At 41.9% G+C, this 26,414-nt stretch carries 33 protein-coding genes; 4 read left to right on the forward strand and 29 right to left on the reverse strand.

Features of this window, described 5'->3' with window-relative positions; genetic code table 11:
• Nucleotides 1-66: 66 nt before the first annotated feature.
• The 9 genes from ACOJUR_RS09945 to ACOJUR_RS09985 all read right to left on the reverse strand — a co-directional run bounded on the left by ACOJUR_RS09945 (nucleotide 67) and on the right by ACOJUR_RS09985 (nucleotide 6,084).
• Nucleotides 67-597 (reverse strand): spore maturation protein, encoded by a 531-nt coding sequence (locus ACOJUR_RS09945; protein WP_420949909.1) that lies wholly within the window; start codon nucleotides 595-597, stop codon nucleotides 67-69.
• Complete coding sequence (locus tag ACOJUR_RS09950; RefSeq protein ID WP_072874242.1) at nucleotides 597-1,193, reverse strand: nucleoside recognition domain-containing protein; 597 nt, start codon at nucleotides 1,191-1,193, stop codon at nucleotides 597-599. The genes ACOJUR_RS09945 and ACOJUR_RS09950 overlap by 1 nt, the downstream gene beginning before the upstream one ends.
• 72 nt (nucleotides 1,194-1,265) lie before the next feature.
• Nucleotides 1,266-1,694 (reverse strand): GerW family sporulation protein, encoded by a 429-nt coding sequence (ytfJ, locus tag ACOJUR_RS09955; RefSeq protein ID WP_072874241.1) that lies wholly within the window; start codon nucleotides 1,692-1,694, stop codon nucleotides 1,266-1,268.
• Nucleotides 1,670-2,323 carry a DUF2953 domain-containing protein gene (locus tag ACOJUR_RS09960; RefSeq protein WP_072874240.1) on the reverse strand — a complete coding sequence of 218 codons (654 nt, stop codon included), beginning with the start codon at nucleotides 2,321-2,323 and terminating at the stop codon, nucleotides 1,670-1,672. The genes ytfJ and ACOJUR_RS09960 overlap by 25 nt, the downstream gene beginning before the upstream one ends.
• 81 nt (nucleotides 2,324-2,404) lie before the next feature.
• A complete protein-coding gene (gene scpB / locus ACOJUR_RS09965; RefSeq protein ID WP_203115447.1) occupies nucleotides 2,405-2,971 on the reverse strand; it encodes an SMC-Scp complex subunit ScpB in 567 nt (188 codons plus the stop codon).
• 1 nt (nucleotide 2,972) lies between these two features.
• Complete coding sequence (locus ACOJUR_RS09970; protein ID WP_420949910.1) at nucleotides 2,973-3,770, reverse strand: segregation and condensation protein A; 798 nt, start codon at nucleotides 3,768-3,770, stop codon at nucleotides 2,973-2,975.
• Nucleotides 3,771-3,913: 143 nt separating this feature from the next.
• A complete protein-coding gene (locus tag ACOJUR_RS09975; protein WP_129583583.1) occupies nucleotides 3,914-4,486 on the reverse strand; it encodes a site-2 protease family protein in 573 nt (190 codons plus the stop codon).
• 159 nt (nucleotides 4,487-4,645) lie between these two features.
• The gene (locus tag ACOJUR_RS09980) at nucleotides 4,646-5,515 is read right to left on the reverse strand and encodes an anti-sigma factor (RefSeq protein ID WP_072874237.1); all 870 of its coding nucleotides are present in this window, start codon (nucleotides 5,513-5,515) and stop codon (nucleotides 4,646-4,648) included.
• The gene (locus tag ACOJUR_RS09985) at nucleotides 5,512-6,084 is read right to left on the reverse strand and encodes an RNA polymerase sigma factor (RefSeq protein WP_072874236.1); all 573 of its coding nucleotides are present in this window, start codon (nucleotides 6,082-6,084) and stop codon (nucleotides 5,512-5,514) included. Before ACOJUR_RS09985 ends, ACOJUR_RS09980 begins: the two co-directional genes overlap by 4 nt.
• 324 nt (nucleotides 6,085-6,408) lie before the next feature.
• On the opposite strand from ACOJUR_RS09985, the gene ACOJUR_RS09990 reads away from it, so the two are divergent.
• The 3 genes from ACOJUR_RS09990 to tatC all read left to right on the forward strand — a co-directional run bounded on the left by ACOJUR_RS09990 (nucleotide 6,409) and on the right by tatC (nucleotide 8,244).
• Nucleotides 6,409-7,143, forward strand: a complete 735-nt coding sequence (locus tag ACOJUR_RS09990) for a ferritin-like domain-containing protein (RefSeq protein WP_129583582.1) — start codon at nucleotides 6,409-6,411, stop codon at nucleotides 7,141-7,143.
• Between the two features lie 82 nt (nucleotides 7,144-7,225).
• On the forward strand, nucleotides 7,226-7,483 hold the full coding sequence (locus tag ACOJUR_RS09995; protein ID WP_072874234.1) for a twin-arginine translocase TatA/TatE family subunit: 258 nt from the start codon (nucleotides 7,226-7,228) through the stop codon (nucleotides 7,481-7,483).
• Nucleotides 7,483-8,244: a twin-arginine translocase subunit TatC gene (gene tatC / locus ACOJUR_RS10000; RefSeq protein WP_072874233.1), complete on the forward strand. Its 762-nt coding sequence runs from the start codon at nucleotides 7,483-7,485 to the stop codon at nucleotides 8,242-8,244. Before ACOJUR_RS09995 ends, tatC begins: the two co-directional genes overlap by 1 nt.
• Before the next feature lie 49 nt (nucleotides 8,245-8,293).
• On the opposite strand, the gene ACOJUR_RS10005 is transcribed toward tatC, so the two are convergent.
• The 10 genes from ACOJUR_RS10005 to spoIIAA all read right to left on the reverse strand — a co-directional run bounded on the left by ACOJUR_RS10005 (nucleotide 8,294) and on the right by spoIIAA (nucleotide 15,370).
• Entirely contained in the window at nucleotides 8,294-9,085 is a 792-nt protein-coding gene (locus tag ACOJUR_RS10005) for a spermidine synthase (RefSeq protein ID WP_420949911.1), read from the reverse strand.
• A 96-nt stretch (nucleotides 9,086-9,181) separates the two neighbouring features.
• The gene (locus ACOJUR_RS10010) at nucleotides 9,182-9,313 is read right to left on the reverse strand and encodes a hypothetical protein (protein WP_255567434.1); all 132 of its coding nucleotides are present in this window, start codon (nucleotides 9,311-9,313) and stop codon (nucleotides 9,182-9,184) included.
• Between the two features lie 28 nt (nucleotides 9,314-9,341).
• Nucleotides 9,342-9,941 carry a stage V sporulation protein AE gene (locus ACOJUR_RS10015; RefSeq protein ID WP_420949912.1) on the reverse strand — a complete coding sequence of 200 codons (600 nt, stop codon included), beginning with the start codon at nucleotides 9,939-9,941 and terminating at the stop codon, nucleotides 9,342-9,344.
• Nucleotides 9,938-10,297: a stage V sporulation protein AE gene (spoVAE, locus tag ACOJUR_RS10020; RefSeq protein ID WP_072874230.1), complete on the reverse strand. Its 360-nt coding sequence runs from the start codon at nucleotides 10,295-10,297 to the stop codon at nucleotides 9,938-9,940. Before spoVAE ends, ACOJUR_RS10015 begins: the two co-directional genes overlap by 4 nt.
• Nucleotides 10,294-11,328 (reverse strand): stage V sporulation protein AD, encoded by a 1,035-nt coding sequence (gene spoVAD, locus ACOJUR_RS10025; RefSeq protein WP_420949913.1) that lies wholly within the window; start codon nucleotides 11,326-11,328, stop codon nucleotides 10,294-10,296. Before spoVAD ends, spoVAE begins: the two co-directional genes overlap by 4 nt.
• Before the next feature lie 414 nt (nucleotides 11,329-11,742).
• Nucleotides 11,743-13,029 carry an IS110 family RNA-guided transposase gene (locus ACOJUR_RS10030; protein ID WP_420950494.1) on the reverse strand — a complete coding sequence of 429 codons (1,287 nt, stop codon included), beginning with the start codon at nucleotides 13,027-13,029 and terminating at the stop codon, nucleotides 11,743-11,745.
• 124 nt (nucleotides 13,030-13,153) lie between these two features.
• Nucleotides 13,154-13,627, reverse strand: a complete 474-nt coding sequence (spoVAC, locus tag ACOJUR_RS10035; protein WP_072874267.1) for a stage V sporulation protein AC — start codon at nucleotides 13,625-13,627, stop codon at nucleotides 13,154-13,156.
• A gap of 150 nt (nucleotides 13,628-13,777) precedes the next feature.
• Nucleotides 13,778-14,533: an RNA polymerase sporulation sigma factor SigF gene (gene sigF, locus ACOJUR_RS10040; protein ID WP_072874229.1), complete on the reverse strand. Its 756-nt coding sequence runs from the start codon at nucleotides 14,531-14,533 to the stop codon at nucleotides 13,778-13,780.
• A gap of 13 nt (nucleotides 14,534-14,546) precedes the next feature.
• Nucleotides 14,547-14,972 (reverse strand): anti-sigma F factor, encoded by a 426-nt coding sequence (gene spoIIAB / locus ACOJUR_RS10045; protein WP_072874266.1) that lies wholly within the window; start codon nucleotides 14,970-14,972, stop codon nucleotides 14,547-14,549.
• A 53-nt stretch (nucleotides 14,973-15,025) separates the two neighbouring features.
• Nucleotides 15,026-15,370, reverse strand: coding sequence for an anti-sigma F factor antagonist (gene spoIIAA / locus ACOJUR_RS10050; protein WP_420950536.1), 345 nt, complete (start codon nucleotides 15,368-15,370; stop codon nucleotides 15,026-15,028).
• A gap of 173 nt (nucleotides 15,371-15,543) precedes the next feature.
• Here spoIIAA and ACOJUR_RS10055 point away from each other — a divergent pair, with 173 nt between their 5' ends.
• A complete protein-coding gene (locus ACOJUR_RS10055) occupies nucleotides 15,544-16,821 on the forward strand; it encodes a helix-turn-helix domain-containing protein (protein ID WP_420949914.1) in 1,278 nt (425 codons plus the stop codon).
• A gap of 187 nt (nucleotides 16,822-17,008) precedes the next feature.
• Here the strand turns inward: ACOJUR_RS10055 and ACOJUR_RS10060 are convergent, their stop codons facing one another.
• From ACOJUR_RS10060 to mce, 10 genes are all read right to left on the reverse strand, one after another.
• Nucleotides 17,009-18,268 carry a D-alanyl-D-alanine carboxypeptidase family protein gene (locus tag ACOJUR_RS10060; protein WP_420949915.1) on the reverse strand — a complete coding sequence of 420 codons (1,260 nt, stop codon included), beginning with the start codon at nucleotides 18,266-18,268 and terminating at the stop codon, nucleotides 17,009-17,011.
• Nucleotides 18,269-18,414: 146 nt separating this feature from the next.
• Nucleotides 18,415-18,621, reverse strand: coding sequence for a DUF1540 domain-containing protein (locus ACOJUR_RS10065; protein ID WP_072874226.1), 207 nt, complete (start codon nucleotides 18,619-18,621; stop codon nucleotides 18,415-18,417).
• Nucleotides 18,622-18,673: 52 nt separating this feature from the next.
• Entirely contained in the window at nucleotides 18,674-19,864 is a 1,191-nt protein-coding gene (locus tag ACOJUR_RS10070; RefSeq protein ID WP_072874225.1) for a phosphopentomutase, read from the reverse strand.
• Nucleotides 19,865-19,913: 49 nt separating this feature from the next.
• Entirely contained in the window at nucleotides 19,914-20,801 is an 888-nt protein-coding gene (xerD, locus tag ACOJUR_RS10075; RefSeq protein WP_072874264.1) for a site-specific tyrosine recombinase XerD, read from the reverse strand.
• Between the two features lie 355 nt (nucleotides 20,802-21,156).
• Nucleotides 21,157-21,492, reverse strand: coding sequence for an RNHCP domain-containing protein (locus tag ACOJUR_RS10080; protein WP_306954366.1), 336 nt, complete (start codon nucleotides 21,490-21,492; stop codon nucleotides 21,157-21,159).
• A gap of 15 nt (nucleotides 21,493-21,507) precedes the next feature.
• Nucleotides 21,508-22,167, reverse strand: a complete 660-nt coding sequence (locus ACOJUR_RS10085) for a stage II sporulation protein M (protein ID WP_420949916.1) — start codon at nucleotides 22,165-22,167, stop codon at nucleotides 21,508-21,510.
• 82 nt (nucleotides 22,168-22,249) lie between these two features.
• A complete protein-coding gene (locus ACOJUR_RS10090) occupies nucleotides 22,250-22,831 on the reverse strand; it encodes an NUDIX domain-containing protein (RefSeq protein WP_165611981.1) in 582 nt (193 codons plus the stop codon).
• Nucleotides 22,832-22,864: 33 nt separating this feature from the next.
• A complete protein-coding gene (locus ACOJUR_RS10095; protein ID WP_306954372.1) occupies nucleotides 22,865-23,986 on the reverse strand; it encodes a M20/M25/M40 family metallo-hydrolase in 1,122 nt (373 codons plus the stop codon).
• A 29-nt stretch (nucleotides 23,987-24,015) separates the two neighbouring features.
• Nucleotides 24,016-25,560: an acyl-CoA carboxylase subunit beta gene (locus ACOJUR_RS10100; protein ID WP_370541551.1), complete on the reverse strand. Its 1,545-nt coding sequence runs from the start codon at nucleotides 25,558-25,560 to the stop codon at nucleotides 24,016-24,018.
• Nucleotides 25,557-26,399, reverse strand: a complete 843-nt coding sequence (gene mce, locus ACOJUR_RS10105; RefSeq protein ID WP_370541550.1) for a methylmalonyl-CoA epimerase — start codon at nucleotides 26,397-26,399, stop codon at nucleotides 25,557-25,559. The genes ACOJUR_RS10100 and mce overlap by 4 nt, the downstream gene beginning before the upstream one ends.
• Between the last annotated feature and the right edge of the window lie 15 nt (nucleotides 26,400-26,414).

The following is a 26,414-nucleotide window of genomic DNA, read 5'->3' on the forward strand; positions in this document are numbered from 1 at the left end:
TTCCACGCTTTTTCAAGGAGTGGCTTGACAAGAAATAAACTGACTTGAAAATGATATCCTTTACTCTTATTTAAAAACATGCACTGCAAACACACTAGCCACAATGGCAACCAAATCAGATAAAAGCCCTACTATAAGTGCATAACGAAACTTTTGAATTCCTACGCTGCCGAAATAAACTGTTAAAATGTAGAGCGTAGTGTCTGTACTTGCCTGCATAGTCGAAGCCAATACTCCCGTCGTACTGTCTGGTCCTTTACTTTTCAGTACCTGGATCATCATAGCGAGACTTCCTTGTCCGCTAATCGGACGGAGCAAACCAAGCGGAGCCACTTCGGGAGGAATATGTAAAATGCTTAAGACTGGGGTTAACCAATGAATCAATATTCCCATAGCTCCTGAAGCACTAAAAACTTGAACAGCAACCATCATAGCAACTAGATGAGGAATAAGTTTAACCGCAGTGGCAAAACCCGATTTAGCTCCCTCGACAAACGTATTATATAAAGGAACACGTCGAATAAAACCGCTAATTAGAATAGTGCAAACTAAAATAGGGAGTAACCATTCGGAAATTTGTATGAAAAATTGTTGCATTATACCCATCTCCCGGAACGACGTGACCAGGATCGAAATATTTTATCAAAGATTAAAGCAGCTATAGTGCCAATAAAAGTTGCTAGTAAAGTAGGTCCAATGACAGAGGTGGGGTGCTGTGCATGCAATTGCATGCGAATGGCAATAACAGTGGTTGGAATCAGAGTAATACTTGCTGTATTGACAGCAAGTAACGTACACATTGCATCACTTGCAGTATCTTTTTTTGTATTAAGATCTTGTAATTCTTTCATAGCGCGCAACCCAAGTGGTGTCGCAGCATTACCAATCCCAAGTATATTTGCACTCATATTCGCTAAGATAGCTCCCATAGCTGGATGGTCAGAAGGAACGGATGGAAATATTTTTTTGGCCACCGGCCTCATTAATCGCGACAGAAAAGTAATAGCTCCAGCTTTTTCTGCAATATGCATTAATCCCATCCAAAGAACAATAACACTTATCAGACCAAAACAAAGCTCTACACCATGTTCTGCTCCAGTCAGAATAGCACTTGAGACAGCAGGCATTTTACCAGTTAGTAAAGCAGTTCCAATTCCAACCAGAAACAAAAGAAGCCAAATAAAATCAATCATGCGTATCCCCCCGTGCAGCATATCCTTTGATTGAAAGTATGCTTACAGAGGGACAGGCATGACCGAAATTTATCAAACAACCGGGGTTTGATCAGATTTACCTTGATTTTTATTCGAAGAGCCTTTAAACATTGATTGAATTTTCTCCATAACAATTGGAGCCATATCCATAAGTCGATCGTAAAGTTGATTTTCGTTGTCAGTAGATAAGAGCCTGACTTGGTTGCCATGAACAATAAGAAACCCAATGGGAGTAATAGACACTCCACCACCTGAGCCACCGCCAAATGGTAAATTGTCATCATCGGATACATGGCCGCGATCGTGATCTACAGAAAATTCACTGCCGCCAGCAGCAAACCCGAAACCCACTTTAGAGACTGGCAAAATAACGGTACCATCTGGTGTTTCAACGGGATCGCCAATGATAGTATTGACATCGACCATTTCTCTTATATTGGCCATGGCGGTTTGCATTAATCCTTGAATGGGATGCTCCATGAACTTTTCATCCTCCTCCAAACAAAAAAGAAACGAATCGCAGCGACAATAGCATGCCCTGTGGAAATTGAAAATATGCCTTTCGCGGATAGTTCCAAAGAATTTCGGTGATACACAGGTTCAACTTGAATTTTCGGTTTTACCATGAGCCTGAACATTTTAGACATTTCTCCAGTCACAAGAGACAATACTGTCCATGAAAATCCTGTTAAAACCCCAGTGTACATAGCATTTTCTAAACCAATGGCAACTTTGAAATGAAAAGTCAAAATCTTGATTCTGCGCAATACCGGTTTAAGCTCTTTTAGACAGACACGAGCAAAATGACTCCATTGAGGAATATTCTCAATAAAGTTAAAAATCTCTTCTAGAGAAAAATGCTCTGTAGCATGATTGCCGTTCTTGTGTCCTTCGACATGAAGACTTGGTCCATGATGCGTTACTTTAGGTTGGATTTTCAAAAGTTGATGCCTAATTTTAATCAGACCAAAAAGAAGACTGATGGTTACTATACCCTCATCATCATGTCCAGTGCGCATAAACTGAAGTGTACAACGTATAGGAAGAACGGCTATGATTAGAACAAATACAACCAGTCCAGCAACAATAAAAAAAATAGCGCCTAACACAAATCATCGCCCACCTTTTTGGACAACTAAAGTTTGTGTCAAGCCCCTGCCTACTATACGCCTGAAATTAGAATCTAAATTTTATTCTTGAGGTACATGACTCTCTCTCTCAAAGAGTAGAGTCGTTTCATCACGATCTGTAATTGGCAATTCAGGTAGTTCTTCTAGAGAAGAAATAGCGAATGTTTTTAAAAAGTGATCCGTCGTACCATATAAAATAGGCCTTCCTGGTCCTTCTTCTCTCCCAACTTCACGAATTAATAAACGATGTAGCAATGTTTGAATCGCTCTTTCCGAACTTACCCCACGTATTTTTTCTATACGCGATCTCGTTATGGGCTGTTGATAGGCAATTACAGCCAATGTTTCTAAAGCAGCGGAAGATAATGAAGTAGCAATAGGAGTATCCGCCATTCTTCGTAAGTAAAGTGCATGTTCAGGTTTTGTTGCCAATTGCCAAGTGTTTGCACTCTCAATCAACTGTATTCCTGATTCTGGTTGTTGTAATTTTAATTGCAATTGTCTACAAGAAGCAATTACCTCTTGTTGAGGTATTTGCAATATATCAGCAATTTCTTCCGTACTGAGTCCATCTGTTCCAGCAACAAACAAAATAGCTTCAATCGCAGAGATCAAATTAATGAGCATCTTAACCTCCATTTTTAGTTTCTGAAGTTGTTGCTGTTTCAGCCATAGTTTGCAAACTCTCATCTGATAATTTTGAAATAATAGTAATATCGCCAAAAAGTTCTGATTGGTAACAATAAATTTGTTGATAGCGCATTAATTCCAATAACGCTAAAAAATAAGCTACCCATTCGCTACGCGAATAGACATTGTACATAAGCTCACGCAATGTACAGTGTTGCAATCGCAGTAATTTCTCCTTTATTTCTTCAATGACATCTTCAACCCGAGCAACATAAGCGCGAATTGCAGCTACGGGTTTATCTTTAGGCCTACGTCGGTATAATTGGCGCATAGCCTCAAATAGTTTCCAAGCACTCATTTCAGATAAAGGAGGCAAATGCTCAGGTGCATAAGGAGATAAGTCGGTAGCTGGCCGACCAAATAAATCCGAACGAAGAAGCTGTTTTTCTTTCAATAATTCCGATGCTATTTTAATTTTCTCATATTCAATCAACTGTTCCACCAACTCAGCGCGTGGATCCATTTCTTCTTCATCTTCATCTTGTTTTTTGCTTTTTGGCAGGAGCATGCGACTTTTAATGGCTAATAATGTGGCTGCCATAACCACAAATTCACTAGCTTGTTCCAAGTAGCTGTCAGGTAAGGTATCAAGATAGGCCATGTACTGCTCTGTAATTTGAACGATGGGTATATTGTGTATATCAATTTCTTGTTTGCGGATTAAATGCAAAAGTAAATCGAGCGGTCCATTAAAATCACCAATACTTAAAATATAGACACCTTCACTCGATTCCATAAAAAGAACCTCGCTTTATCGACGAACTGTCCTTGCTTTTTGTTTCTCGAACTCGTTTTCATCCAAAACTGCTGCTTACCTTAAAACATAACATGCCTTTGTACTCCCATAGCTATTTCTCTCATTGATATATCATATTTATTTCAAAGCCTCGCGACTGCTTGAGATAACAACCCTACAATTTCGTTAATGAGTGGGATATAAAAATTATCGATAACTGAAGGAATTAAAAAAAGAATTATTAAAATAAAGGGACCATAAAAATCAAGCTTATAAAACCACTTTTGCGTTGAATCAGGAAATAAATTACGCAATATTTGTGACCCATCCAAAGGGGGAATGGGAATAAGATTAAAGAGACACAGACTGACATTCACCAGTGCAATCAATTCAATAATTTGTCCTAACATTGAATAAGGGTCAAACAGAACCCATTGCCATATGATTAAGGCGATCAATGCCAGTAAGAAATTAGAAAATGGACCTGCAGCTGCCACTAAAATCGTGCCTAACCGACGATGCTTGAGATTAGAAGGATTAAAAGGCACTGGCTTGGCAAAACCTATTGGCCCAAATAACATCAGCAGAAGTCCAACAAGTTGTAAATGTGCTAATGGATTCAAGGTCAATCGACCTTCCAGGCGAGCTGTATGATCACCTAGCAGATCAGCAACCAAGGCATGACTGAATTCGTGGACGACTAAGCTAGCCAGCACGATAAAAATTTGTACAATAAATAGCGGCTGAGTTAGATTAGCTAAAATGTATTGTCGCCTCCATAGTCAAAAAATTCTCAAGCCAATAAAACAAATTGGAAATTACTTCACTACAGAAAAGACATAGGTCCAAATCAAATTTCAATTTATCATATAGAATTAAACAGAAATACTCCCCAATAGTACCAATGGACCTTTGGGCGTTTTATCTATAGCTCTAGGTTCAAGAGTGATGCCAACAGTTTGAAAGGTCTCATTGAATGGGATCAAACTTGCAAAAATAGCTTTACCTTGTGAATTGGGTGTAAAAACACCCAGTGAAACTGGAGGTTGACCTTTTTTAATCAACCATACTTGATAAACCTGAGAACCATATACCGGTTGTAACCCAGAAAAATGGATGAAAAGACTCCTGCCCATCTGTCCATTCTCTATCAAAGCTTGCCCACTAGTGGTATTAAATTGCGCAGTAGCCTTTAATTGTATCGCCTCTGTCATTTGACCCAAAGGATTTCTATCAGTCAATTGGGATCGATTTTGGAAAACTGGATTTTCAGTATAATAGACAATGCCTGACACAATGAATAGCACAGCCGCTGCCGTCATGGGTATAAACCAACGGTATCTATTTCGATACTTTCCAAAACCAGAAGTTATAGGAATTCGATGACCATCATTTATTTTCCCAAACTTTTCACGATCAGAGTCATTAGATGTTTGATCAGGTAATACGGACGTAATTTCTTTCAAATCGTTTATCTGATGACTCGATAGAACTACAGTTTCTGTTCCTTCTTCATTATCTATGGCATCGTAAACATTTTTCAAAACTCTCTGCTTCATATCCTTAGGTGGCATAGCCATTTCAAAATCATATAGCAACCAATCTTTCAACGGCATCAACAAACTGATTTCATTTTGACATTCTTTACAATTTGTCAGATGCTCTTCAAACATTTGCCGCTCTTCTTTAGTTAAACCATCTAACACGTATAACTCCCGAAGAGAGCACACCTGCTGTTCGTTCATGGTGTCACCTCCCATCCGGTTGCTGTCAATTTATCCTTTAATTTAGCCAATCCCAAACGAATTCTGCTCTTCACCGTACCTATGGGAAGTTGTAATAATTCGGCCATTTCACGTTGCGATAGGCCTTGTAAGTATATACGTTCAATCAGAAGTTTTTGATCACCAGGCAATTCATTAAGCGCATCTTGAATTGTTTGACGCAAAGCGAGCACTTCTGTCCACTCGTACGGTTGTTTAGTATCATCAGGTAGTATTTGTAATACTTCATCATTAGTCGATGAATGAATCAATTTTTGCCGCTTTCTTGCATGATCAATAGCGGTACGCCTTGCTATGGTCAAAAGCCAGGTTGTCAATTTAGCTTGACGTTCATCATAGGTATGCGCAGCACCCCATACTTTAATAAACACATCTTGAACAATTTCTTCCGCAACAAAATCATCGGGAACGGCTTTTCTCGCAAAACTGTATAACAGTCGCTCATAGCGGTCATAAAGAACTTCCATAGCGGTTCGATCTCGATTAGCTATTCTTTTTAATAGTTCGCCATCTGAACAAGTTTCTACCATGCCGCCGCTCCTGTTTTCTCAATTAGGACTTTATCTTCCATAAAATAAGAATTCATGCACCTCTTTGCATAACTCCAATCCGAATAGCATTCTAAAGAATTTTGACATACTTCGTACTTATCCGCAACGCTCGCAATATTAGCCGGTGAGGTTACACCCAAAATAACGATGTGAAGCACCCTCCGTTTTGAAATTATTTATCAAAATGATCTGAGTCTATTCTAAGAGACTTACTAAAAAATTTTTAAATTTATGGTTTTGCGTGATCTTTTATTTGGCAGGCTACGTATATAGAGGCGAAATCAAACAAATCTCACAGATGAGGTGAAAAAATTGACTGAAAGCCGTACAACTCGCAGAGAATTTCTCAAAAAAGCAGGGTTCATGGGAGCTGCTGTAACTCTTGGAGGATTGGCTGAACCCATTTTATCCGGACCAACCAAAGTTTTTGCAGCTACCGCCGAACCCACACAAGAAATTATTAATCTCGCCTTAACGGCAGAACAACTCGCAACTACATTTTACTACAATGGTGTTATGAATGCAGCTACATTGCCAGTCACCAACAATCAAGACAACCAGCCCTATCTTCGAGCAGCGCTAGACGAAGAAAATATTCATGCGCAAATTCTTTCTGGAGCTGGAGCAAAATCCGTTGCAGGAGATAACCCGAAATTTTATTTTCCAAAAGGAACATTTACAAGTGATCAAACCTTTGCAGCTGTTCTTGAAGCTTTGGAAACGGCATTTATTGAAGCTTATCTTGCAGCTATATATCAATTTGCGAGCAATGGCCGGAATGACCTTGCTCAGTTAGCTGGTCAGATCATGGGAGTTGAAGCGGAACATAGAGTTCTGGGCAGAGTGATTACCAATGAAAGTGTTCCAAATAACATTTCACTCGAAAAAGCTCCCCCAAAAGGTTCTACTGTTGCGGATGTAGCTAAAGCGCTCATTCCGTTCTTATCTAAAAACGACAGTAATCCTGATGGACCATTTTGGTTACCAACTCAGTCACAAATTCAAAATGTAGTCAGTGGTGTCTATAATCCTAACTAATTCATTCCACTTTCTTTCTCCGGACTCCAATTCAAGAGTCCGGAGAATCTTCCACACAAATTTTAAATAGGGAGAGATTCTGATGTTATCAAATATTGGTGTTCCTGGGCTTATACTGATTATTCTTTTTGCACTAATTGTATTTGGTCCGAAAAGATTGCCGGAGTTAGGAAGGTCAATGGGCAAAACGCTAAAGGAATTTAAATCAGCAACCAAAGGACTGACTGGCGACGAAGAAACCGTAGAAGTTTCTGCTACGACTGCTGCGGCAACTGTAAAACCAACAGAAGATATGGGAGAAAATATAATTCACACTGAGTCCAAGGTGTCGAATGAATAATGGACAATGAATGGACGCTAGTTGAACATCTTTCCGAATTACGTCGCAGAGTCGTCTATTCACTCATTTTGGTTGTGCTGTTTTTTATCCTTTCTCTTGTCTTTGTCCACCAAATATTCTCTGTTCTAGAAGCTCCTTTGGGCCATGTTAAACTTGCTGTTCTTGGCCCAGGAGACGTTATTCAAATTTACTTTATGATTGCTGGATTTGGGTCATTGGGCATGTCATTGCCATTTATTTTGTATCAATTGTGGAAATTCATCCAACCCGCCCTATCGCCTAAAGAAAGCAGAGCAGCCATGACCATGCTCCCTTTTGCGTTCCTGATGTTTTTAGGAGGAGTAGCATTTTCATATTTCGTTGTTTTTCCAATTGTATTACATTTCTTGCTTCAACTGTCATTTGAAAATTTCATAGTCGTGATGACTGCTCATCGATATTTTTCTTTTTTGGTCAATTTAACATTGCCTTTTGGTTTGATTTTTGAAATGCCAATAGCGCTCTTGTTTCTTACAAGAATTCATGTTGTTACACCAAGAATGCTATCGAAAATGAGAAAATATGCATATTTTGCAATTATTGTATTTGCCTCACTCATCAGTCCACCAGAACTTGTTTCTCATTTGAGTGTGGCAACACCTATGATGGCTCTCTATGAAATCAGTATTATGCTTTGTCGTCTGCAAGCTCGCCGTATGGCCAAAAATATCAATATTTCTAACTCATCAAGCGTAGTATCTAAAAATATTCAAGGTATTTAATAAGCCGATATGTCTAAAACTGTCGGCTTTTTTTTTACAAAAATGATGATTATGAATTCAAAATTTGTAATCGATGCATCCACAACTTACACTCTAATTGATCAAACCAATTATAGTAAAAATTCGCTCTAGATCTTATATTTCTAAGATAGTCTGAATGAAATTGAAAAGGGTTTGCATCTTTGGATAGTACGCATAATAAGTTTCCTTCAATGAAAGGCATGCCAACAGGCAGCCATATACGACTTCTAAACAAAGTCTGGCTATATTTTAAAAACAAAGTATAAGGGTAGACTGGTGGAGTTTTAGCAATCAAATTAAAAATTACAGTTCCCTTATTGTTGAGGATTCGTTCTAAAGCATCAAGAAATGACGATTGTATAATAATTGGATGAATTCTATCCTCCAGATAAACATCTACAAAAATGAAATCGAAACGAAGTTGGGTCTGTTCGACAAACTGGATAGCATCACATTGATAATATTGACATGCTGAGTGATCTGGAGCCTGAAAATGCTGGATAGCTGTTTCTATCACTTCCCCTACGATATCAACACCATACAAAAGTGTTTGGGGATATAGACGTTGGATAGTGGCTAACGCAGTGCCTGTCCCAACACCAAGTGAAAGAAAACGATGCGGAGAACGTTTGAGAGAGGCAGAGAGATATTCAAATGCACGTTGATATGGAAATACAGGACGAGTTGGAAAACGAAGAGAAAGTGCTCCTTGCCAGCCCCCATTCAAACCAAAACGCATATAACGAAGTTGTCCTTTTTGCGCCACATGCATTTGCTTTTCTTGTGGCGCAAGCAGGCTCATTGGCGTTTGTGAAGTCATTCAACTCTCCCCCTGCCTTCTTTCTATATCATTATATTTTTAATGTGACAGGGGCTGCAAAAGTCCACATTTTCATCACATACTGGATATAACTCATCATGCTGCAGCAGAAGAAGGACGTAAAATTCTTTTCATTTGGGGAAATAGCGGTCGAACAAAACCCATAAAACTTTGGAACATGCCAAAGTAACGAAACAGTCGTGGTAAAAACATAAGCATGGATATCACGATACTGACACCTCCCAACGATTCCGATTTATTCTATGTGTTCAAAGCAGGAATGCTGTGGGCTTTGTTGCGTCTTTAATATAAGTTGAATCGCTTTAGTGGTCACTGGAGACGCTTTGGCTGGTGCATCGTTTCCATGCATTTTCCCCAAATCACCTATACCGACAATCATAGGTATAGAGAATTTTCTTAATATGTCTACTGTATCACCTTTTAGATTAAACCTTTGTGTTGGCCATCCCTCTTTATTCACCGCACTCGTTACAATGCGCAAATCTGGGGTAACCGAACAATGAACCTGAATTCCTTGCTGACTCTGAGCATTCGAAGCAACTGCCAACACACCAATAACTTCTATGCTGGGATGAGACAAGACATACGACATAGAGATTTCTGCAGTATTGTCCAATTGATTACCATTGTCGTCAAACATAATAATAACTGGATCTGATTGAGCCCTCTGGATCCAATGTACGATTTCTGGACCTGAGAGCGGAGTTGGACTTCCAGCACTCCTTGAAATCAATCGGCAGCCAGTCTGTTTGGCCGCCATCTTTAAAGCTCTTAAAGCCATGGAGTCGCCGTCTGTGACTACAATGACGCGCCGCTTTCTCTGTCGATTTCTCATCCCCTCGGTTTCGCCACCACCGCTGCCAAAAAAGCAAAAATGATAGCGGCTGAAATTCCTGCACTTGTCACTTCAAATATGCCTGTGATAATGCCAACCAGTCCGTGCGTTGATGCTTCAAGCAGCGCACCATGTACAAGAGCATTCCCAAACGATGTAATAGGTACCGTAGCTCCTGCTCCAGCAAATTTAATGAGTGGATCATACAGTCCAAATCCGTCCAATACAGCACCAGCTATAACAAGAATGACCATGACATGTCCAGGAGTTAAACTCGTCAAATCGAGAATGAGCTGCCCTACCACACAAATCAATCCACCGACCACAAAGGCTGTAAGAAAAATCCATGGGCTCATTTCAATTCTTCCTCCTCTATACGTTCAAACGCGATAGCGTGTGAAATTCCTGGAATTGTCTCATGTTGTTGGGCACTTATTGTAGACAGCAAAGCGCCGGTAGCACTAATCAAGAGCCGTTTGTATTGACCATCTATCATTCTGTCAATAAGATGCGAAAAAGTTACAAGAGAGCAACACGCACCACCACTGCCACCAGAAAACACTTCTGGTTGATTAGGATCAAAAATCAGTATTCCGCAATCGGTTAGTTGAGTCAGATGAGTGTAACCTTCATCAGCTAGCAACTTGCGGAGAATTTGGTGACCAATATGACCGAGATCGCCCGTAGCTATGCAGTCGTAATCAGCTGGAGAACGTCCGGTATCCTTAAAATGAGTAGTCAACGTATGTGCAGCGGCTGGTGCCATAGCAGCTCCCATTTCCCAGGGATTACTAATCCCGTAATCCATTACTTTTCCAACTGTGGCATGGGTAATGCGAATAGGAAGGGCAGCCGCTGGTGAATCGCCAAGAATGGCTACACCACTTCCAGTGACGGTTCGCTGTGCAGTAGGCGGTTTTTGTACACCGTATTCTGTTGGATAGCGAAACTGACGTTCAGCCGCACTTGTATGACTAGATGTTCCGGCAACAGCCACTTTGGCAAACCCATTTTCTACGAGAAAACTGGCCAAAAATAGCGATTCACAAATGGAAGCGCAAGCACTATAGACACCGAGTATGGGAACAGAAAATTGTTTTAGCCCTAAATAGGATGAGGTCAGTTGCGCACTTAAGTCACCCCCTACCATCACATCCACTTGTTGAGGCAAAAGGTTGGCTTTTTGTAAAGCAACATGGACCGCCTCCTGAAAAAATACTTGCTCCGACTGTTCCCATGTAAGATTTTCTACTCTATCAGAACTGTGTTTGACATCAAATAGATGGCCAATTGGGCCTTCACTCTCTAATTTGCCAGCCACCGTCCCAGTAGAAATGAGCACAGGAGGACGTTGGAATTCCCAGGTTTGCGCTCCCAACTTGGACACGATGATACACTCCCACTATAAATTAATGTTTTCTTCTATTTACTCTCTCATTCTCACGATTACGCACCTTGACAATTTGAGAGGGATTGCCAGAATGCTAGATGTGCCAATTTTCAAACGGATACTCCGTGGCAGGAACAGAGATTGGCGTTAATTTACCAATACATGGAACATAATGATGTTCGCACCTTTGGATGTCCACACGTTCCCTTGCGGTTTACCCTCCCATGTCACACTGGGTCTATGCCCTCACATTCCTTCGTTCTACCTCTCAAGGGGTGGATGCCGTTTCTTGCTCCTTTGCTGGGTCGTTGCCCTTATGGAATAGTTACTACGGCTTATCCGTGCTTTCGTTTGTCTTGGTCTTTCATCGTGTCTCACAAGCGAGTAAGTTGAAGTACGAGTTTGAATCAGTTAAGCAGCCATCTGTAGTTGGGACTTCCGAAGCGGTCCCAGTAAATCTTCAGAGTTGTACGGTACTTGCTTTGTCCCCAATGTGTGCAGGACACGAATGAGCTTTCCACACAGCGCAATGAGCGACTGTTTCTTCTTCAAGGGATTGCATGTTCGTGTCGTATAGTAATGGTGCAAAGCCTTGAACTCTGGATTCGTAGCTACCATCGGTAATATCGCTCGGAATAGAAGTGCCCTCAGCCGTGAGCGTCCACGTTTAGAGATGCCAGTTTTCCCTTTTCTCTTGCCAGAGCTGTTTTCTTTCAAATTGAGTCCAGCAAGCCGAATGATCTGCTGCCCATGGTCATATCCCTGAAGGTCACCGACTTCAGCCAGGAAGCCAGCAAGTGTCGTTACACCCATCCCTGGTACACTCAGCATCTCGTCAGTGCCTGGAATCTGGTTGAGCAGTTGCTCCACCTGAGCCATGATTTCGTCACGTTGCCGAGTGAACATGTCGTATTGCTCCAGTAGAGCCGTCAGTTCCAACCGAGCAGCCTTGAGTCCCTCTTTCAGACCAATGGACTTTTCAGCGGCTGTTACGAGCCGTTTTGCTCGCTTTATACCGACAGCCCGTTTCACACCGCCACTTTTCCACTGGTTCACAATCTCACTGGCGCCTAGTAAGACGAGGTCCTGTGGAAACGGAGACTCACGCAGTGTAATGAGAGATGCCTTGCCTTCCCAATCCTTGAACACCTGGGTGTATTCCGGAAAGAACCGGTCGAGCCAGTTCTGTATCCGCCGCTGCACCTGACCTAGATTCACCATAACCTTTTCCCTCAGGTTCATGAGGATTCGTAAATCCGCATAGACACCTGTTGGGAGTTTGGGCTCGGTGTACTTGCCGTCCTTCACGAGATTCGCAATGACCTTAGCATCCTTGTAGTCGTTCTTCGTCGGCGAGTTATCCTCCAACTCTTTGCTCTTGTTGACGTGATGCGGATTCACGAGCACGAATCGAACGTTCAAGTCTTGAATGAAGGCACCTAACGGGAACCAGTAGTGTCCGGTCGGCTCAACGCCAAAGACGACATCCGTCTTGCCGTGCAGCCGTTGCAACTCCGTCATCCACGTTACGAGTTTCGTCAGACCCTCATCGTCATTGCTAAAAACGCACTCTCTACCGAGCTCAATTCCACGAAAATCAATGGCTCTCGCTACATGCGTTTGCTTCGCAATGTCCGCTCCCACAATGATGGTAGCGTCGGTAATTTGTTGGATTCGTTGATTTTGCTTCTGTTGCATCTTATACTTCACGTTGAGCGTCCTCCTCAATTAGGGAATGAATGTCCTGCATTCGGAACCCAGCATACAGGAGGCGCTCTTTTTGTTTCAAACCCGAAATTAATTCATTACAGGAATGGCTCCTTTAAACAAGATGAATCCAAAGATAACGAATAAGGGATACAAAGAAGGCAGAAACCACACCATACACAATGACAGGTCCAGCGAGCTTAAACATATTCCCACCTACGCCGGCTACCCACCCTTCTGCACGATGTTCCATGGCTGCAGAAGTCATCGTATTTGAAAAACCAGTAACAGGTACGGCCGATCCGGCACCTGCCCATCCCGCAAATTTGTCGTATACCCCTAAAGCTGTCAAACAAGCAGCTAAAAAGATCATGACTGCTACTGTTGGGTTACCCGCATCTTGGATTGAAAAATGTGCAAATTTGACGAAAAACCATTGCACGATCTGTCCAATCTCACAAATCAATCCCCCTACCAAAAAAGCTCGAATCATGTTTTTACCCATGGGTTTGGCGGGACGATATTTTTTGATGGTTTGTTGATAAGCTTTTTGTTCGTTTTTGCTTGCCGTTGTCAAAACATAGTTCATCTCCTTTATGTTGGAATCAAAAAACAAATACTAGTCATGACTTGTTCTTTCTAAACAGCATTAGATTTCCCATTTCACGATGCTTTACGCAAAAGGATGCAACAAAAAAAGCGAGCCTACGCTCGCCTTGCATAAAGATTGTCCATCGTATCATTCTAATTGCATTCGTATCTGCTGGAGTATTCGTTTTTCTAACCGAGACACTTGCACCTGGGAAATTCCTAAAACTTCTGCAACATCAGATTGTGTTTTATCACGAAAAAATCTCATATATACAATGAATCTTTCTCTTTCTGGCAGGCGATTCAGAATTTCATGTAATGCGATTTTATCAAACCATTCATGATTTTCATCGTCCGCTATTTGATCCATTAAATAAATTGGATCTCCATCGTTTTCAAAAACAGTTTCGTGAATGGAAGCCGGCGTTCGTAAAGCCTCTTGAGCAAACACAACTTCTGTTGGATCTAAACCCATTTCTTCAGCAATTTCAGTGATATGGGGTTGCCTGCCAAGTTTTTTAGCCAAATCATCTTTGACATGACGAATATGTTTAGCAGTTTCCTTAAGACTACGGCTTACTTTAACTGTACTATCATCGCGAAGAAAACGTTGAATTTCACCAATAATCATAGGTACAGCATAAGTAGAAAATTTGACTTCATAACTCAGATCAAATTTATCAATAGCCTTCATAAGTCCTATGCAACCAATTTGAAACAAATCGTCCGCCTCGTAACCACGGTTGAGAAAACGTTGTACAACAGCCCATACCAAACGCTGATTGCTTAAAACCAACTCGTCTCGAGCATTTTGATCTCCTGCTTGGCTATTCTGTATCAACTGACGTACTTCTTCATCCGCCAGCTTTGCATTTCTTTTTGTTTTATCTTTTGGTTGTTCCATCTCTTGCCGACTCCTAAGAAGGACGTTGAGAGGTTTTTTGACCTCCCATGCTTTTTACCAGCGTCACTCGCGTACCTTGGCCTGGCTCAGACTGAATTTCCATACGATCCACAAAACTTTCCATAATTGTTAATCCCATGCCACTTCTTTCTAGTTCGGGACGGGAAGTATAGAGGGGTTGCCTAGCCATATCGACATCTTCAATTCCTACCCCATCGTCTTCTATAGTGATTTTTACAGTCTGGTCATATAAAGAACACTCTATTCGTATTTCACCAAACGAATTTTCATAGCCATGAATAATTGCGTTCGTCACCGCTTCAGAAACTGCAGTCTTTAATTCTGTCAATTCTTCTAAGGTTGGATCAAGTTGAGCGACAAAAGAGGCGACAGCTACTCTGGCAAAAGACTCGTTAGCCGAACAACTAGGAAATTGCATGCGAATATAATTTTGAACATGTACTTTTTCCTGAAGGTATTCTGTCACTGATATTACTCTCCCCTCACGTATTCAATCGCTTCTTGTTCGCTAGGGAACAGTTTTAATACTTTTAAAATACCAGACATCTCAAAAATTTTCTGTAAACTGTTTTGCACTTCACAAAGAGCCATTTTCCCACCAAGAGCTTGAATGGTACGCAATCTGCCTAAAACAAGTCCAATCCCGCTGCTATCCATAAAGTGAATGTCGGCGAAAGATAGGACAAGGCGATTGATACCCTCTTGCTGTACAGTCTGTTCAATATCTTCTCTAATTTTTTCTACAGCGTGATGATCGAGTTCTCCCTGTAAACGAGCAACGAGCACTCCGGATATGGTTGTGGTTTGCAATGACACCAACGTCCGCCCTCTCTGCATGTTGTTGATTCAGGCAAACAATTCTTAAGTCATCAGCAAGAATCCTGCAAGCCGACAAAAGCTCTAAGAATTCGTCTGAATCCGACAATTTCCCGTTGAGCGAGATACATATTTTTATAGTACAATATAGGAAAATTTAATGGAGGCAGAGTATGGCGAGCATTGGAGAAACGATTCGCAACTTGCGTCGTGAGAAAGGTATGACCCAACAAGAATTAAGTCAAAATATTGTCACACCAAGCATGATAAGCCAAATTGAATCAAATAGAGCTACTCCTTCTGCAAAAGTTTTGGAACAATTAGCAGAGCGATTAGGAGTACCATTTAGTGTATTTCATGTAGAACGTACTACAACCACCGATCTGACACAGCGCCTCCGAAAAGCTCGTTCATTGGTGGACAAAGAACGTTATGAAGAAGCCGTTCCTATATTGAAAGAACTTTCTGCATTTCAAGAAAATAACGCCAAATTAGAGAGTATATTTCAATTACTTGCAGAATGCTATGTTCAGCTAGAACAACTGGAAGATGCTTCTATGGCTTATGAAGAAGTCATTCGTTTTGCAGTGGAAAAAAATGATATTGCGACGGCTGTACATGCTTATTTTCATCTTGGCAATTTGGAAAGACGCAGAAAACGTCAAAAATTATCACTAATGTACTGGACTCGTGCCAGTGAAATGCTTGCACAACATCCTTCCTTGCATATGCCACTAGAAATGAAGATATATGGTAATCTAGCTCGACTTTATCTCGATCGCGGTGATATTCAACAATCGCATGAAGCTTATTTGCGGATGACGCAACTTGCTGAAGAATATGGAACTACAAATGATATGGCTCGTGCATATCACGGATTAGCCTATACTTACACAGAACTTATGGATTTTGAAAATGCACTGATTTTCAATGAAAAAGCTATTCAGACATATGAAAAGTCTGGACAATTGAGAGGCATGCGTCAATGCCAGATCAATCAAGCCTATATTTTGAGATGTGCTAAACAATATCGCCAGGCTATTGACTATTGTTCACAATTAATTGACCTGCGAGAATTTCCGAGAGACAACATTCGATTGGCCGGAGCATATATAGAGCGAGCTGAGTCGTATTTTGCTCTTGGTGAATTGGAGAATGCTGTTGAAGATACACAAATGGCTCTTCAACAAGACGGTCAAAATATAACACTGCAAATACAGGCAAACTTTATTTTGGCTCGCGTTGCAGCCTCAAAACAAGATTATAAAACAGCTTTAGAATATTTAGATGTTTCTCTTGAAAAGGTGGACAGCAATGATTTGCCGCAGTTTACTGAATTAAAACACCATCAAGCGATTTGGACTCAGAAATGGTCAGGGGATCAGTCCAGCATGATGACCATTGCTACTCAGCTGGCTAACAGTATTCTTCGTGAGAAATTACTCGTTTGAATCAGAAAAGAGTACGCATACAATTCAAATATTGTATGAAAAGAGGGGTTACCTCAAAAGTTTCCTAAAATGACTTTTGTGGAAACCCCTCTCTACAGTTGATCATACTTTCAAGTTACTCATTACATATTGCCTTAGAAATAATATTTTTTGTGCTCATTCGTCAACAACTGAGATGGTTCGACAATCAAGATTGCCCAAATGAAAAGAATGAACGTAGGGAGCGGCCAAGTCGATAGGACAATGACGCTTTTTCTACCGATGTTGCAGCTAAAAGAGCTACTTTATCCACAACATGGTCATTCTCTTCAACCACTAATTCGCCTACCTTTTGACCCTTTTTAATTGGCGCCTGTAAAGGCTGTATGATGATTTTTTCATCTATGTCAGGACGCTTACCTTTTTCAGTAACTAAACCTACTGCTCTAGATACCATGACATTTATTTTTTTCTCTTTACCACCTTTCACATCCACCTGAGTAATTGTACTACCGGCAGCGTGCAGAGCTTTATATTCATACTGACTAAATCCCCAATTCATCATTGCAGTAACTTCAGCATTACGTACGGTCGTTTTGGGTTCTCCCATAACAACAGCTATCATGCGCAAACCTTGTTTCTTGGCAGTAGCCGACAAACAATACTTGGCTTCTGCTGTGTATCCCGTTTTCAATCCATCCATACCCTCATAAAACTTGACTAACTTATTGGTATTAACCAACCAAAGAGGTTTCGCACTGTCTTTTCGTAAATAATCACTATATACAGATGTCCATTTCGTAATTTCCGGGTGATTTAGCAAGGCGCGTGACATGAGAGCAATATCATAGGCTGATGAATAATGGTTCTCGGCAGGCAATCCATTGCAATTAACAAAATGAGTATCTTTCATGCCTAACTGAGATGCTCTCTCGTTCATTTTTTGTACAAAAGCATCTGATGTTCCACACAGATGCTCCGCCATTGCCACACAAGCATCATTTGCTGAAGCCATGGCAATCCCCTTGAGCATGTCAGAAACAGTCATTTCTTCTCCAGGTTCGAGAAAGATTTGCGAACCTCCCATGCTCGCGGCATATTCACTTGCCTTTACTTTGTCCGTGAGTTTCAGTTTACCATTGTCAATAGCTTCCATAATCAACAACATTGTCATGATTTTAGTAATGCTGGCCATTGGCAATCGTTCATGCTCATCTTTGGCAAACAATATTTTGCCAGTAGAAGCTTCCATTAAAACTGCTGATCGAGCATGAGCAGCTAATTGAATTTCTTGGTGATCATCGTTTGAAGAACTTTTTTCCTTTTGAACATGATACGTGGATGCAGATTGAGATAACGAAGATGCCTGGATAAGAGGCGGTTCAACAAAGGAGAAAATTGGCAGAACGAGACAACTGAAAACAGCCAACTTTTTGACTCCAGATAATTGCTGTTTCTTCTCTGACATAGTTGTCTGCTCCTTTCTTTGACATCATGATGTCCAGTTACAAGAGACTCTGGCTAGCGTATAGTTTGCTCGTCCATCGTGTGAATATGATACGGAAAAATAAAAAACCCTCCTGATATACTGGAGGGTTCATTAAAGAGTGCTTCCTAGGAGTGTTGTGACTCTTGATGCGCATGGTAGGCATCTCGTCCATGCCCACGATAATCTTTATAAATAAAAGTTTCACACATCGTACCTTTGGATGTTCCTACAATAGGATTTCCATTAGTTCGTATTTCTATTTCCTCTGCTGAACAAGCTGAATTTTGGTTATATAAACATTCTTCAACTGCACATTTTACATGATTCGGCATGCTCATCCCCTCCTTGTACTTCAGTATGAGAGAGAACGGCAAAACCATACTTTTAAAACATCGCTTCATCTTGAATTGATTTCCAAAAACTTTCTCCAATCTCCGGCAATGAAACACCAAAAAACTCTGCAACCGTAGCACCTAAGTCAGCGAACGTCGAGCGATCTCCAAGCGAATGTAACTGGTTCATCTGCTTGTGATACACCAAAAGCGGTACCCATTCCCTGGAATGATCTGTTCCAGGCGTCGTCGGATCACAACCGTGATCGGCTGTAATGCAAAGAACGTCCGAATCCTGCATGGTTGAAAGTACCTTTCCCAGCCAACGATCAAACTCCTCTACCGCTTGTGCAAAACCAATAGGATTATTGCGATGACCATAGAGAGAATCAAAATCAACCAAATTGATGTAAAGTAGCCCGGAAGAATATTCACGCATAGCCTGCAGTAATTTTTTCATTCCATCTTCATTGTTATCGGTATGAATTCCCTTACTGATACCCGAACCACCATAAATATCGTAAATTTTTCCGATACCAATAATATCCCAACCTGCAGTTTGTAAGGAATTAAGGACCGTATGGCCAAAGTTTAAGGAAAAATCTTTTCGATGATGCGTACGTTGAAAAGCACCAGGTTTACCAATGAAGGGTCGCGCAATCACACGGCCGACAGCATGAGGTCCGGTCAATAAAGCGCGAGCTTTCTCGCACCAATCATACAACTGTTGGACAGTGACGATTTCCTCATGCGCCGCAATTTGAAAAACACTGTCTGCTGAGGTATAAACAATGGGTCGACCTGTTTCCATATGAATAGCACCATACTCTTCAATAACCTCCGTGCCTGAGGCAGGACGATTACAGAGTACGGGTTTGCCCACGTATGCTTCAAAAGGTTGAATAATCTCATTTGGAAAACCATTCGGATATACCGGTAAATCTTGCTCCAGCACAACACCTACAAATTCCCAATGGCCATTAGTCGTATCTTTACCATGGGACTTTTCCTGCATTCTTCCATAAGCGGTTGGTTGATGGCTTGGTTTTACACCCTCGATTTCCAATATATTTCCAAGCCCCAACTTTTCCATATTAGGTACGTATAATCCGCCCTTCGCCTGTGCAATATGGGCTAATGTATTAGACATTTCATCTGATGTCCCATAATGACTAGCATCAGGTGCCGCACCACAGCCGACGCTATCCAAAACAATCCATATCCATCGTTTCTTTGACGTCATCCCTACAACTCCCCGTTTGTTACTTTCCATCAATTTTCGATAGACGTATTCATGCTCTTGGATGGGCCAATAAATACGCTTCTTTCATGCGTGATCGCGTTACATGTGTATAAATTTGTGTAGTGGAAATGTCAGCATGTCCTAACATCTCCTGAACAGCCCTTAAATCGGCTCCATGCTCGAGAAGATGAGTGGCAAAGGAGTGTCGGAGCATATGAGGTGTGATTTCTTCAGAAATTTTTGCAGAATACGCATATTTTTTAAGAATTTTCCAAAATCCTTGGCGAGAAATTCGTTTACCCTGTTGATTGAGAAACAACGCGCTAGAAGAAGATTCTTTGCACAATTGAGGACGAGCCGTGTGAATATATCGATGCAAAGCTTTTTGAGCAATCTCACCAACTGGGATAATACGTTCTTTTTTCCCTTTTCCTAAACAACGCGTAAAACCAGCGCTTAAATTAACATCATGCAGATTCATATTGATTAATTCACTCACGCGTAACCCTGTAGCGTAAAGTAACTCCAACATGGCCTTGTCTCGACATCCAGCCGGAGTATGAACGTGAGGTTGTTCCAGTAGGAGCCGAATTTCCTGCTCTGTGAGCACCTTCGGCAAGCGTTTCTCCATTTTAGGCGAAACAATGCGCTGAGCGGGATTTTTCACTTGTCGATTTTCACTGGCCAGAAATCGATAAAAAGAGCGAATTGATGCAATGTTTCTTGATATGGTGGAAGAGGCTTTCCCCGATTGAGTCAATTCCACTAAATATGCCTGTAGATGCTCTTCTAATGCATCTTCCAAACTCAATTTGAGCTTCTGATCCATAAAACGCTGAAACCCTGCTAAATCTCTTCGATACGATTCCAGCGTGTTCATAGACAGTCCACGTTCTACAGACAAATAATTGATAAACTGTTCTACCAAGCTATGCATCAATATGACTCCTTTAATCGTTCTCCAACTCTCTTTTTCTTTCTGCCTCATAAAAATGATTCCATAAATAAATGAAGAGTCCTGCACTTTCAGGACACTTCCATACAGTATAGTTGTCAATTGCCAAATCGGAAAAAAGAGAGGCACGATTGTAGGAATTGATTGAACATAAAATCGAATGTAGGTACGTCCGTACGCGTCCACACAGCAATATAAGGAGGATGAAGAGGCGTGGGAAGTTGGTAAGAATGCCGCCATGCTATAGATATGGAGACCATCCAATGAAAAAGCAACGCCATTGAAAAAAAGAACAAACAAATTCGTAGAAAACTCCAAAGTGACGACAGACGTTGGATCATATAGATGGCCCCTTTCTCATCAACTCCAGTGCTCGATTAAATGAATCAGCAGCCAACGGATCGTCAAAATGGAGCGTGTTTCGACTTTCATGTCCACAACGTTGACAACGATGAACCACTTGCCATCCTTTTTTGGAATGTTGGATGATCTCGATAGGCTCCATCAAGCCTCTACAGTTTGCAGCGCGATCGCCGGGAAAATTGTCAAGATGTACAGAATAAAGGCAATTTGGACAATGGTTTCGACAAGTTGAGGTGGAAGGTGGTACATCGACCCCACAATGGGCGCAGATAAAGCCTTCGTTTCGATGCGTAAAGCGAGCGTGTTGCATGAAAATCCCTCCTGTTCAAAACAGGCTTGCCAGTAAATGAGGCACCACACTGGCTTGTACCCAATCAGCAATGGCCAAACCACCCAGATATACAATAAAGTATCCCGTAAATCGCAGAGCACGGACAATTAAGTCGCTCAACTGGATTTTCTGAATGAGAATTGTCTTGGAAAAACGAATCGCTGTTAAAGCAGCAGCCAGTAAAGTAGAATATGCGAGAAATTCGTGCAAAAAAATGCCTAGCATGGCAATCCATAGCCCTTTGACACCAAAATGAAGTATAGTGTAACCAATGGCGAAACCCGTTGAGAAAGCACGCAGAAAAAGTAAAAGAATAATAATAGGTATACCAATGATGGATAATCCAAGCAACCAGAGTAACGCCAACAGACGTCCATCCGCACTTAAACGTTGCCATAACAGTTCCTTGCTGCTCGCCAACTGATGATTTGTGACATCTGAAATGAGATTTTGTAGCCGATTGTCAAGAATCATTTGCTCAGGATGCGGAATTTGTCCTGCAACCACACCGCCAAAGAATAGACCCGTTACAGCAATGGCCAGTAGAAATAATAAGGCTGAGCCATGCTTTCTCTGTAATTTTTGCAAAAGTTGAATGCTTTCTTGGAGCCAATCAACTCTTCCTTTTCTTCGTAAAAGAAGATTCCCGATCATCTCGAATTGCCCCCATTCCACGCTAGAGAGAAGCAGTGAGCAAAGTTATGTCCTGCTTCACTCTATGTGGATAAAGGCGACTCTATGACTTTTTACTAGAACCTTGCATCAACCATCGATAAACTCCAATGAGCGTTTTAGCGTCCGTTAGTGCGCCTGTTTTTAACATTTCAGCAACTTCATCACGAGAAAAGAAATGCATATGGAGCAATTCATCTTCGTCCAGTTGTTGTTGAGACTTGACTAAATCACGAGAAAAATATAACCATATTTTCTCATTCGCAAAGCCGGGAGATGTGTAAAAAGAATGCCATAATTCAATCGATTTTGCTGTGTATCCCGTTTCTTCGCGTAATTCTCGACAAGCTGCTATAGAAGGCTCTTCTCCAGCATCCAATTTCCCTGCTGGCAGTTCCCAAAGCAATTCATGAGGAGCGTTGCGAAATTGTCGAACCAGAATAAGATAATTAGTTTCTGGTTCGGCAACAATTGCTACTGCACCTGGATGTATAACAACTTCCCGAGACGCTTCCCGTCCATTGGCCAAGCGTACTTTGCGTTTTTGTAGTTGAAGAATACGCCCGCTATAAAGGGTAGTTTCATCAACCGTTGTCTCCACCAAACTGCTATCCTGATGTTGCGGAGAGTCTGTCCAGTCATCCAACGATGGTTCTCCCTCCAATTAACCTGAATCAGTTTACTCCATTGTGCAAAAAACAACGGCCACTTCGGAAGCTGACATGATATCGGATAATTGAATATGTTCCTGAGTTGTATGAATATCTTCATAGCCAATACCAATGTTTAGCACGGGCAACTTATGCATGGAAAGAATGTTTGCATCACTGCCTCCGCCAACCTCTACTGGATTGGGTTCAAATCCGGCCAGACGTAGAGCACGCTCCACTCTCTGGCGAGCAGGATGTTCTGGAGGATAACGAAATCCTTCATACATCAGACGCTGTTCAAATTCCAACTTGGCCCCATGCTCTTTAGCAACGGTATCAAAAATTTCCTCAATCTGCTGGAGCATACGCTGTAATTTTTCCTTGTTTCGACTTCGAACTTCACCCAATAATCTGGCTCTCTCCGCGACAACATTCGTCGGACTAATGCCTTCAAAAGAACCGATATTGGCTGTTGTTTCATCATCAATACGCCCATGAGGCATATTCGCCACTGCTTTTGCAGCTACCTGAATGGCTGATATTCCCCGTTCTGGAGCTACTCCTGCATGAGCGCTGCGGCCTATAAACTGGGCTTCAAATTTAGCTTGTGCAGGACCAGCTACAGGCAGCGTTCCTAGTGCTCCTCCTGTGTCAAGAGAAAGACCCCAATCAGCGTCAATCAGAGAAAAGTCCAGGTTTTTAGCACCTTGCAGTCCTATTTCTTCAGCAATGGTCAATAACACCTGAATCTGGCCATGCGGTAAATTCTCTTGTATAATCCGCTCAAGCGCTGTCAAGATAGCGGTGATGCCCGCTTTATCATCCGCTCCAAGCACGGTAGATCCGTCACTGTATATAACCTCATCACGAACGACAGGTTTCACGTTCTGCCCTGGTTGTACCGTATCCATATGCGCCATCAATAAAATTTTAGGTCGAGTAGAATCGTTGGCAGGCAAAGTGGCAATGAGATTACCACATTGCCCCCCTAATTTTTCACCCGCACTATCTTCTCGAACGGATAATCCCATTTTTTCCAGTCTCTCTTTGCAATATGCAAATACTCCTTGTTCTTGAAGTGAATGACTAGCAATCTGCACAAGATCTAAAAATGTATGCAAAACAGCATCTTTATGTGTATGAGTCGACATAGACAACGCCTCCTATTGTACGTATGACCTTAAAGCGGTATGTTGCCATGTTTGCGCAAAGGACGTTGTACTTGTTTATTTTCCAAAAGAACAAGCGCCTCATAAAGCAATCGACGGGTGTCGCGGGGATCTATAACATCATCAACCATACCTGCACCAGCCGCCACATAAGGATTTGCAACGTGATCGCGATATTCTTGAATACGTCGTGCCTTTGTCTCTGCCGGATTGTCTGAGGCAGCAATTTCTTTAGCATAGATAATGTTGGCAGCACCTTCTGGACCCATGACAGCAATTTCAGAGGCTGGCCAAGCATAAACGAGATCGGCCCCAATAGCTTTACTGTTCATTGCAACATACGCACCGCCATATGCTTTACGCAGAATAATTGTAATTTTGGGAACAGTTGCCTCAGAATAGGCGTATAGAATTTTCGCGCCGTGCCGAATAATTCCACCATGCTCCTGTTTGACACCTGGAATGTAGCCTGTTACATCTTCAAGTGTAATAAGGGGAATTTGAAAGGCATCACAAAATCGTATAAAACGAGAAATCTTATCTGATGAATCAATATCTAAACCGCCTGCCATATGTTTAGGCTGATTCGCAATGATTCCTACTACACTGCCGCCAATCCGCCCAAAACCAATCACTGCATTTTTGGCAAACAATTTTTGCACTTCAAAAAAATCTCCGTCATCCACTAAACGTTCAATCACATCTTTGACATCATATACTTTCATACCCTCGGTAGGAACAATCTCCAGAATGGAGTCATCCATCTCCAAGCTTCCATGAAAAGGTTTCCGAGGAGGCTTCTCTCGATAAGAAGCTGGCAAAAAACTCAGCAACTTGCGCACTTGCGAAAGCGTTTCTTCTTCAGTCGGACAAGAAAAGTGAGCGACACCACTGTAAGCTTCCTGGGCTTTGGCTCCACCAAGTTCTTCAGCAGAAATCTGTTCTCCGGTCACAGTCTGAATGACTTTAGGTCCCGTAATAAACATCTGACTTGTCCCTTCGACCATAAAAATAAAATCGGTAATGGCCGGGGAATAGACAGCACCGCCAGCACAAGGCCCCATAATTACGGAAATTTGTGGAATAACACCAGAATAACAGGCATTTCGATAGAACACATGACCATACCCGTCCAGTGAAACCACGCCTTCTTGTATGCGTGCCCCTCCTGAATCGTTTAACCCTATCATAGGAGCTCCATTTTGAGCAGCTAAATCCATGAGATTCGCAATTTTTTTAGCATGCACTTCACCAAGGGCTCCGCCAAAGACAGTGAAATCTTGGGCAAACACATAGACTGTACGTCCGTCTATCGTTCCATACCCGGTCACAACACCTTCCCCTGGAGCTTCAATATTATCCATACCTAAATAGGACGAACGCGTATGGGCAAACAGATAAATCTCGCGAAAGGAACCTTTATCCAACAATAATTCTATTCGTTCACGAGCGGTGTACTTTCCTTTTTCATGTTGTTGCAAGATGCGCTGATCGCCCCCACCGAGCTCCAGTTTGCGGCGACGATCGGTCAATTCACTCAATCTTCGTTCCATCATGACTGCCTATCCTCCCTTGGCTGACATAGTTCTGTGAGAACACCTTGCATAGAGGACGGATGCAAAAAGGCTACCCACTTGCCATGTGCACCACGACGAGGTTGGTCATCAATCAAACGAAAACCTGCAGTTTTCGCCGCTTGCAAAGCAGCTTGAATATCCTTTACTCGATAGGCAAGATGGTGAACCCCAGAACCGCGTTTGGCCAGAAAGCGTGCTACAGGACTCTCTTCATGTAAGGGTTCAAGCAGTTCGATCTCGGTCTGGCCCATACGAAGAATACTGACCCGCACTCCCTGTTCCACAACTTCCTCATGATGAATTTCTTTGGCTCCAAGCTGATCTTTATACAACTTCTGAGCTATAGTCAGCGAATTGACGGCAATACCTATATGATCGAGTCCTTCAACAAAAGAAGCTAAAGCTGGCAACTGAGCGGTTCGCGCATGTTGACGAATATAATCCGCCATTTGTTTGATGCTGGAACCTGGAGTGAAAATTTCAGCAATGCCAGCATTTTTTAGAGCATTGATATCCTCATCAGGAATGATTCCGCCGCCAATCACCAGAATATCGTCTGCTCCACGTGCACGAAGCGCTTGAACCACTTCTGGAAACAGTTCCAAATGGGCTCCAGACAACGAAGAAAGTCCCACACAAGCCACATCTTCCTGTACGGCTGCAGCAGCAATGGCTTCTGGAGTTTGCCGCAAGCCTGTGTAGATAACTTCCATTCCCTCATCTCTCAGCCCTTGAGCTACCACCAACGCACCGCGATCATGACCATCCAGACCGGGCTTGGCAATTAAAACACGAATCGGTCGTTCCAAACCATCCAAGCTGTTCTCGCCTCC

This window comes from Alicyclobacillus tolerans (assembly GCF_048984885.1).
In the GTDB taxonomy this organism is placed as follows: Bacteria; Bacillota; Bacilli; order Alicyclobacillales; family Alicyclobacillaceae; genus Alicyclobacillus_I; species Alicyclobacillus_I tolerans.

Bases quoted from the DNA above. Each gene is read 5' to 3' on its own strand.
- ACOJUR_RS10030 (WP_420950494.1), bottom strand. From the start codon at position 13,029: ATGCAACAGAAGCAAAATCAACGAATCCAACAAATTACCGACGCTACC.
- sigF (WP_072874229.1), bottom strand. From the start codon at position 14,533: ATGGAACAACCAAAAGATAAAACAAAAAGAAATGCAAAGCTGGCGGAT.
- ACOJUR_RS09950 (WP_072874242.1), bottom strand. From the start codon at position 1,193: ATGATTGATTTTATTTGGCTTCTTTTGTTTCTGGTTGGAATTGGAACT.
- ACOJUR_RS10085 (WP_420949916.1), bottom strand. From the start codon at position 22,167: ATGATCGGGAATCTTCTTTTACGAAGAAAAGGAAGAGTTGATTGGCTC.
- ACOJUR_RS10015 (WP_420949912.1), bottom strand. From the start codon at position 9,941: ATGAGAAATCGACAGAGAAAGCGGCGCGTCATTGTAGTCACAGACGGC.
- spoIIAB (WP_072874266.1), bottom strand. From the start codon at position 14,972: ATGCAATTTCCTAGTTGTTCGGCTAACGAGTCTTTTGCCAGAGTAGCT.
- scpB (WP_203115447.1), bottom strand. From the start codon at position 2,971: ATGCTCATTAATTTGATCTCTGCGATTGAAGCTATTTTGTTTGTTGCT.
- ACOJUR_RS09995 (WP_072874234.1), top strand. From the start codon at position 7,226: ATGTTATCAAATATTGGTGTTCCTGGGCTTATACTGATTATTCTTTTT.
- ACOJUR_RS09945 (WP_420949909.1), bottom strand. From the start codon at position 597: ATGCAACAATTTTTCATACAAATTTCCGAATGGTTACTCCCTATTTTA.
- tatC (WP_072874233.1), top strand. From the start codon at position 7,483: ATGGACAATGAATGGACGCTAGTTGAACATCTTTCCGAATTACGTCGC.
- ACOJUR_RS10060 (WP_420949915.1), bottom strand. From the start codon at position 18,268: ATGTCAGAGAAGAAACAGCAATTATCTGGAGTCAAAAAGTTGGCTGTT.
- ACOJUR_RS09970 (WP_420949910.1), bottom strand. From the start codon at position 3,770: ATGGAATCGAGTGAAGGTGTCTATATTTTAAGTATTGGTGATTTTAAT.
- ACOJUR_RS10070 (WP_072874225.1), bottom strand. From the start codon at position 19,864: ATGACGTCAAAGAAACGATGGATATGGATTGTTTTGGATAGCGTCGGC.
- spoVAC (WP_072874267.1), bottom strand. From the start codon at position 13,627: ATGAACTATGTTTTGACAACGGCAAGCAAAAACGAACAAAAAGCTTAT.
- spoVAE (WP_072874230.1), bottom strand. From the start codon at position 10,297: ATGAGCCCATGGATTTTTCTTACAGCCTTTGTGGTCGGTGGATTGATT.
- ACOJUR_RS10005 (WP_420949911.1), bottom strand. From the start codon at position 9,085: ATGACTTCACAAACGCCAATGAGCCTGCTTGCGCCACAAGAAAAGCAA.
- ytfJ (WP_072874241.1), bottom strand. From the start codon at position 1,694: ATGGAGCATCCCATTCAAGGATTAATGCAAACCGCCATGGCCAATATA.
- ACOJUR_RS10095 (WP_306954372.1), bottom strand. From the start codon at position 23,986: ATGTCGACTCATACACATAAAGATGCTGTTTTGCATACATTTTTAGAT.
- ACOJUR_RS09980 (WP_072874237.1), bottom strand. From the start codon at position 5,515: ATGAACGAACAGCAGGTGTGCTCTCTTCGGGAGTTATACGTGTTAGAT.
- ACOJUR_RS10080 (WP_306954366.1), bottom strand. From the start codon at position 21,492: ATGCAACACGCTCGCTTTACGCATCGAAACGAAGGCTTTATCTGCGCC.
- xerD (WP_072874264.1), bottom strand. From the start codon at position 20,801: ATGCATAGCTTGGTAGAACAGTTTATCAATTATTTGTCTGTAGAACGT.
- ACOJUR_RS10065 (WP_072874226.1), bottom strand. From the start codon at position 18,621: ATGCCGAATCATGTAAAATGTGCAGTTGAAGAATGTTTATATAACCAA.
- ACOJUR_RS09985 (WP_072874236.1), bottom strand. From the start codon at position 6,084: ATGGTAGAAACTTGTTCAGATGGCGAACTATTAAAAAGAATAGCTAAT.
- ACOJUR_RS10055 (WP_420949914.1), top strand. From the start codon at position 15,544: ATGGCGAGCATTGGAGAAACGATTCGCAACTTGCGTCGTGAGAAAGGT.
- ACOJUR_RS10100 (WP_370541551.1), bottom strand. From the start codon at position 25,560: ATGATGGAACGAAGATTGAGTGAATTGACCGATCGTCGCCGCAAACTG.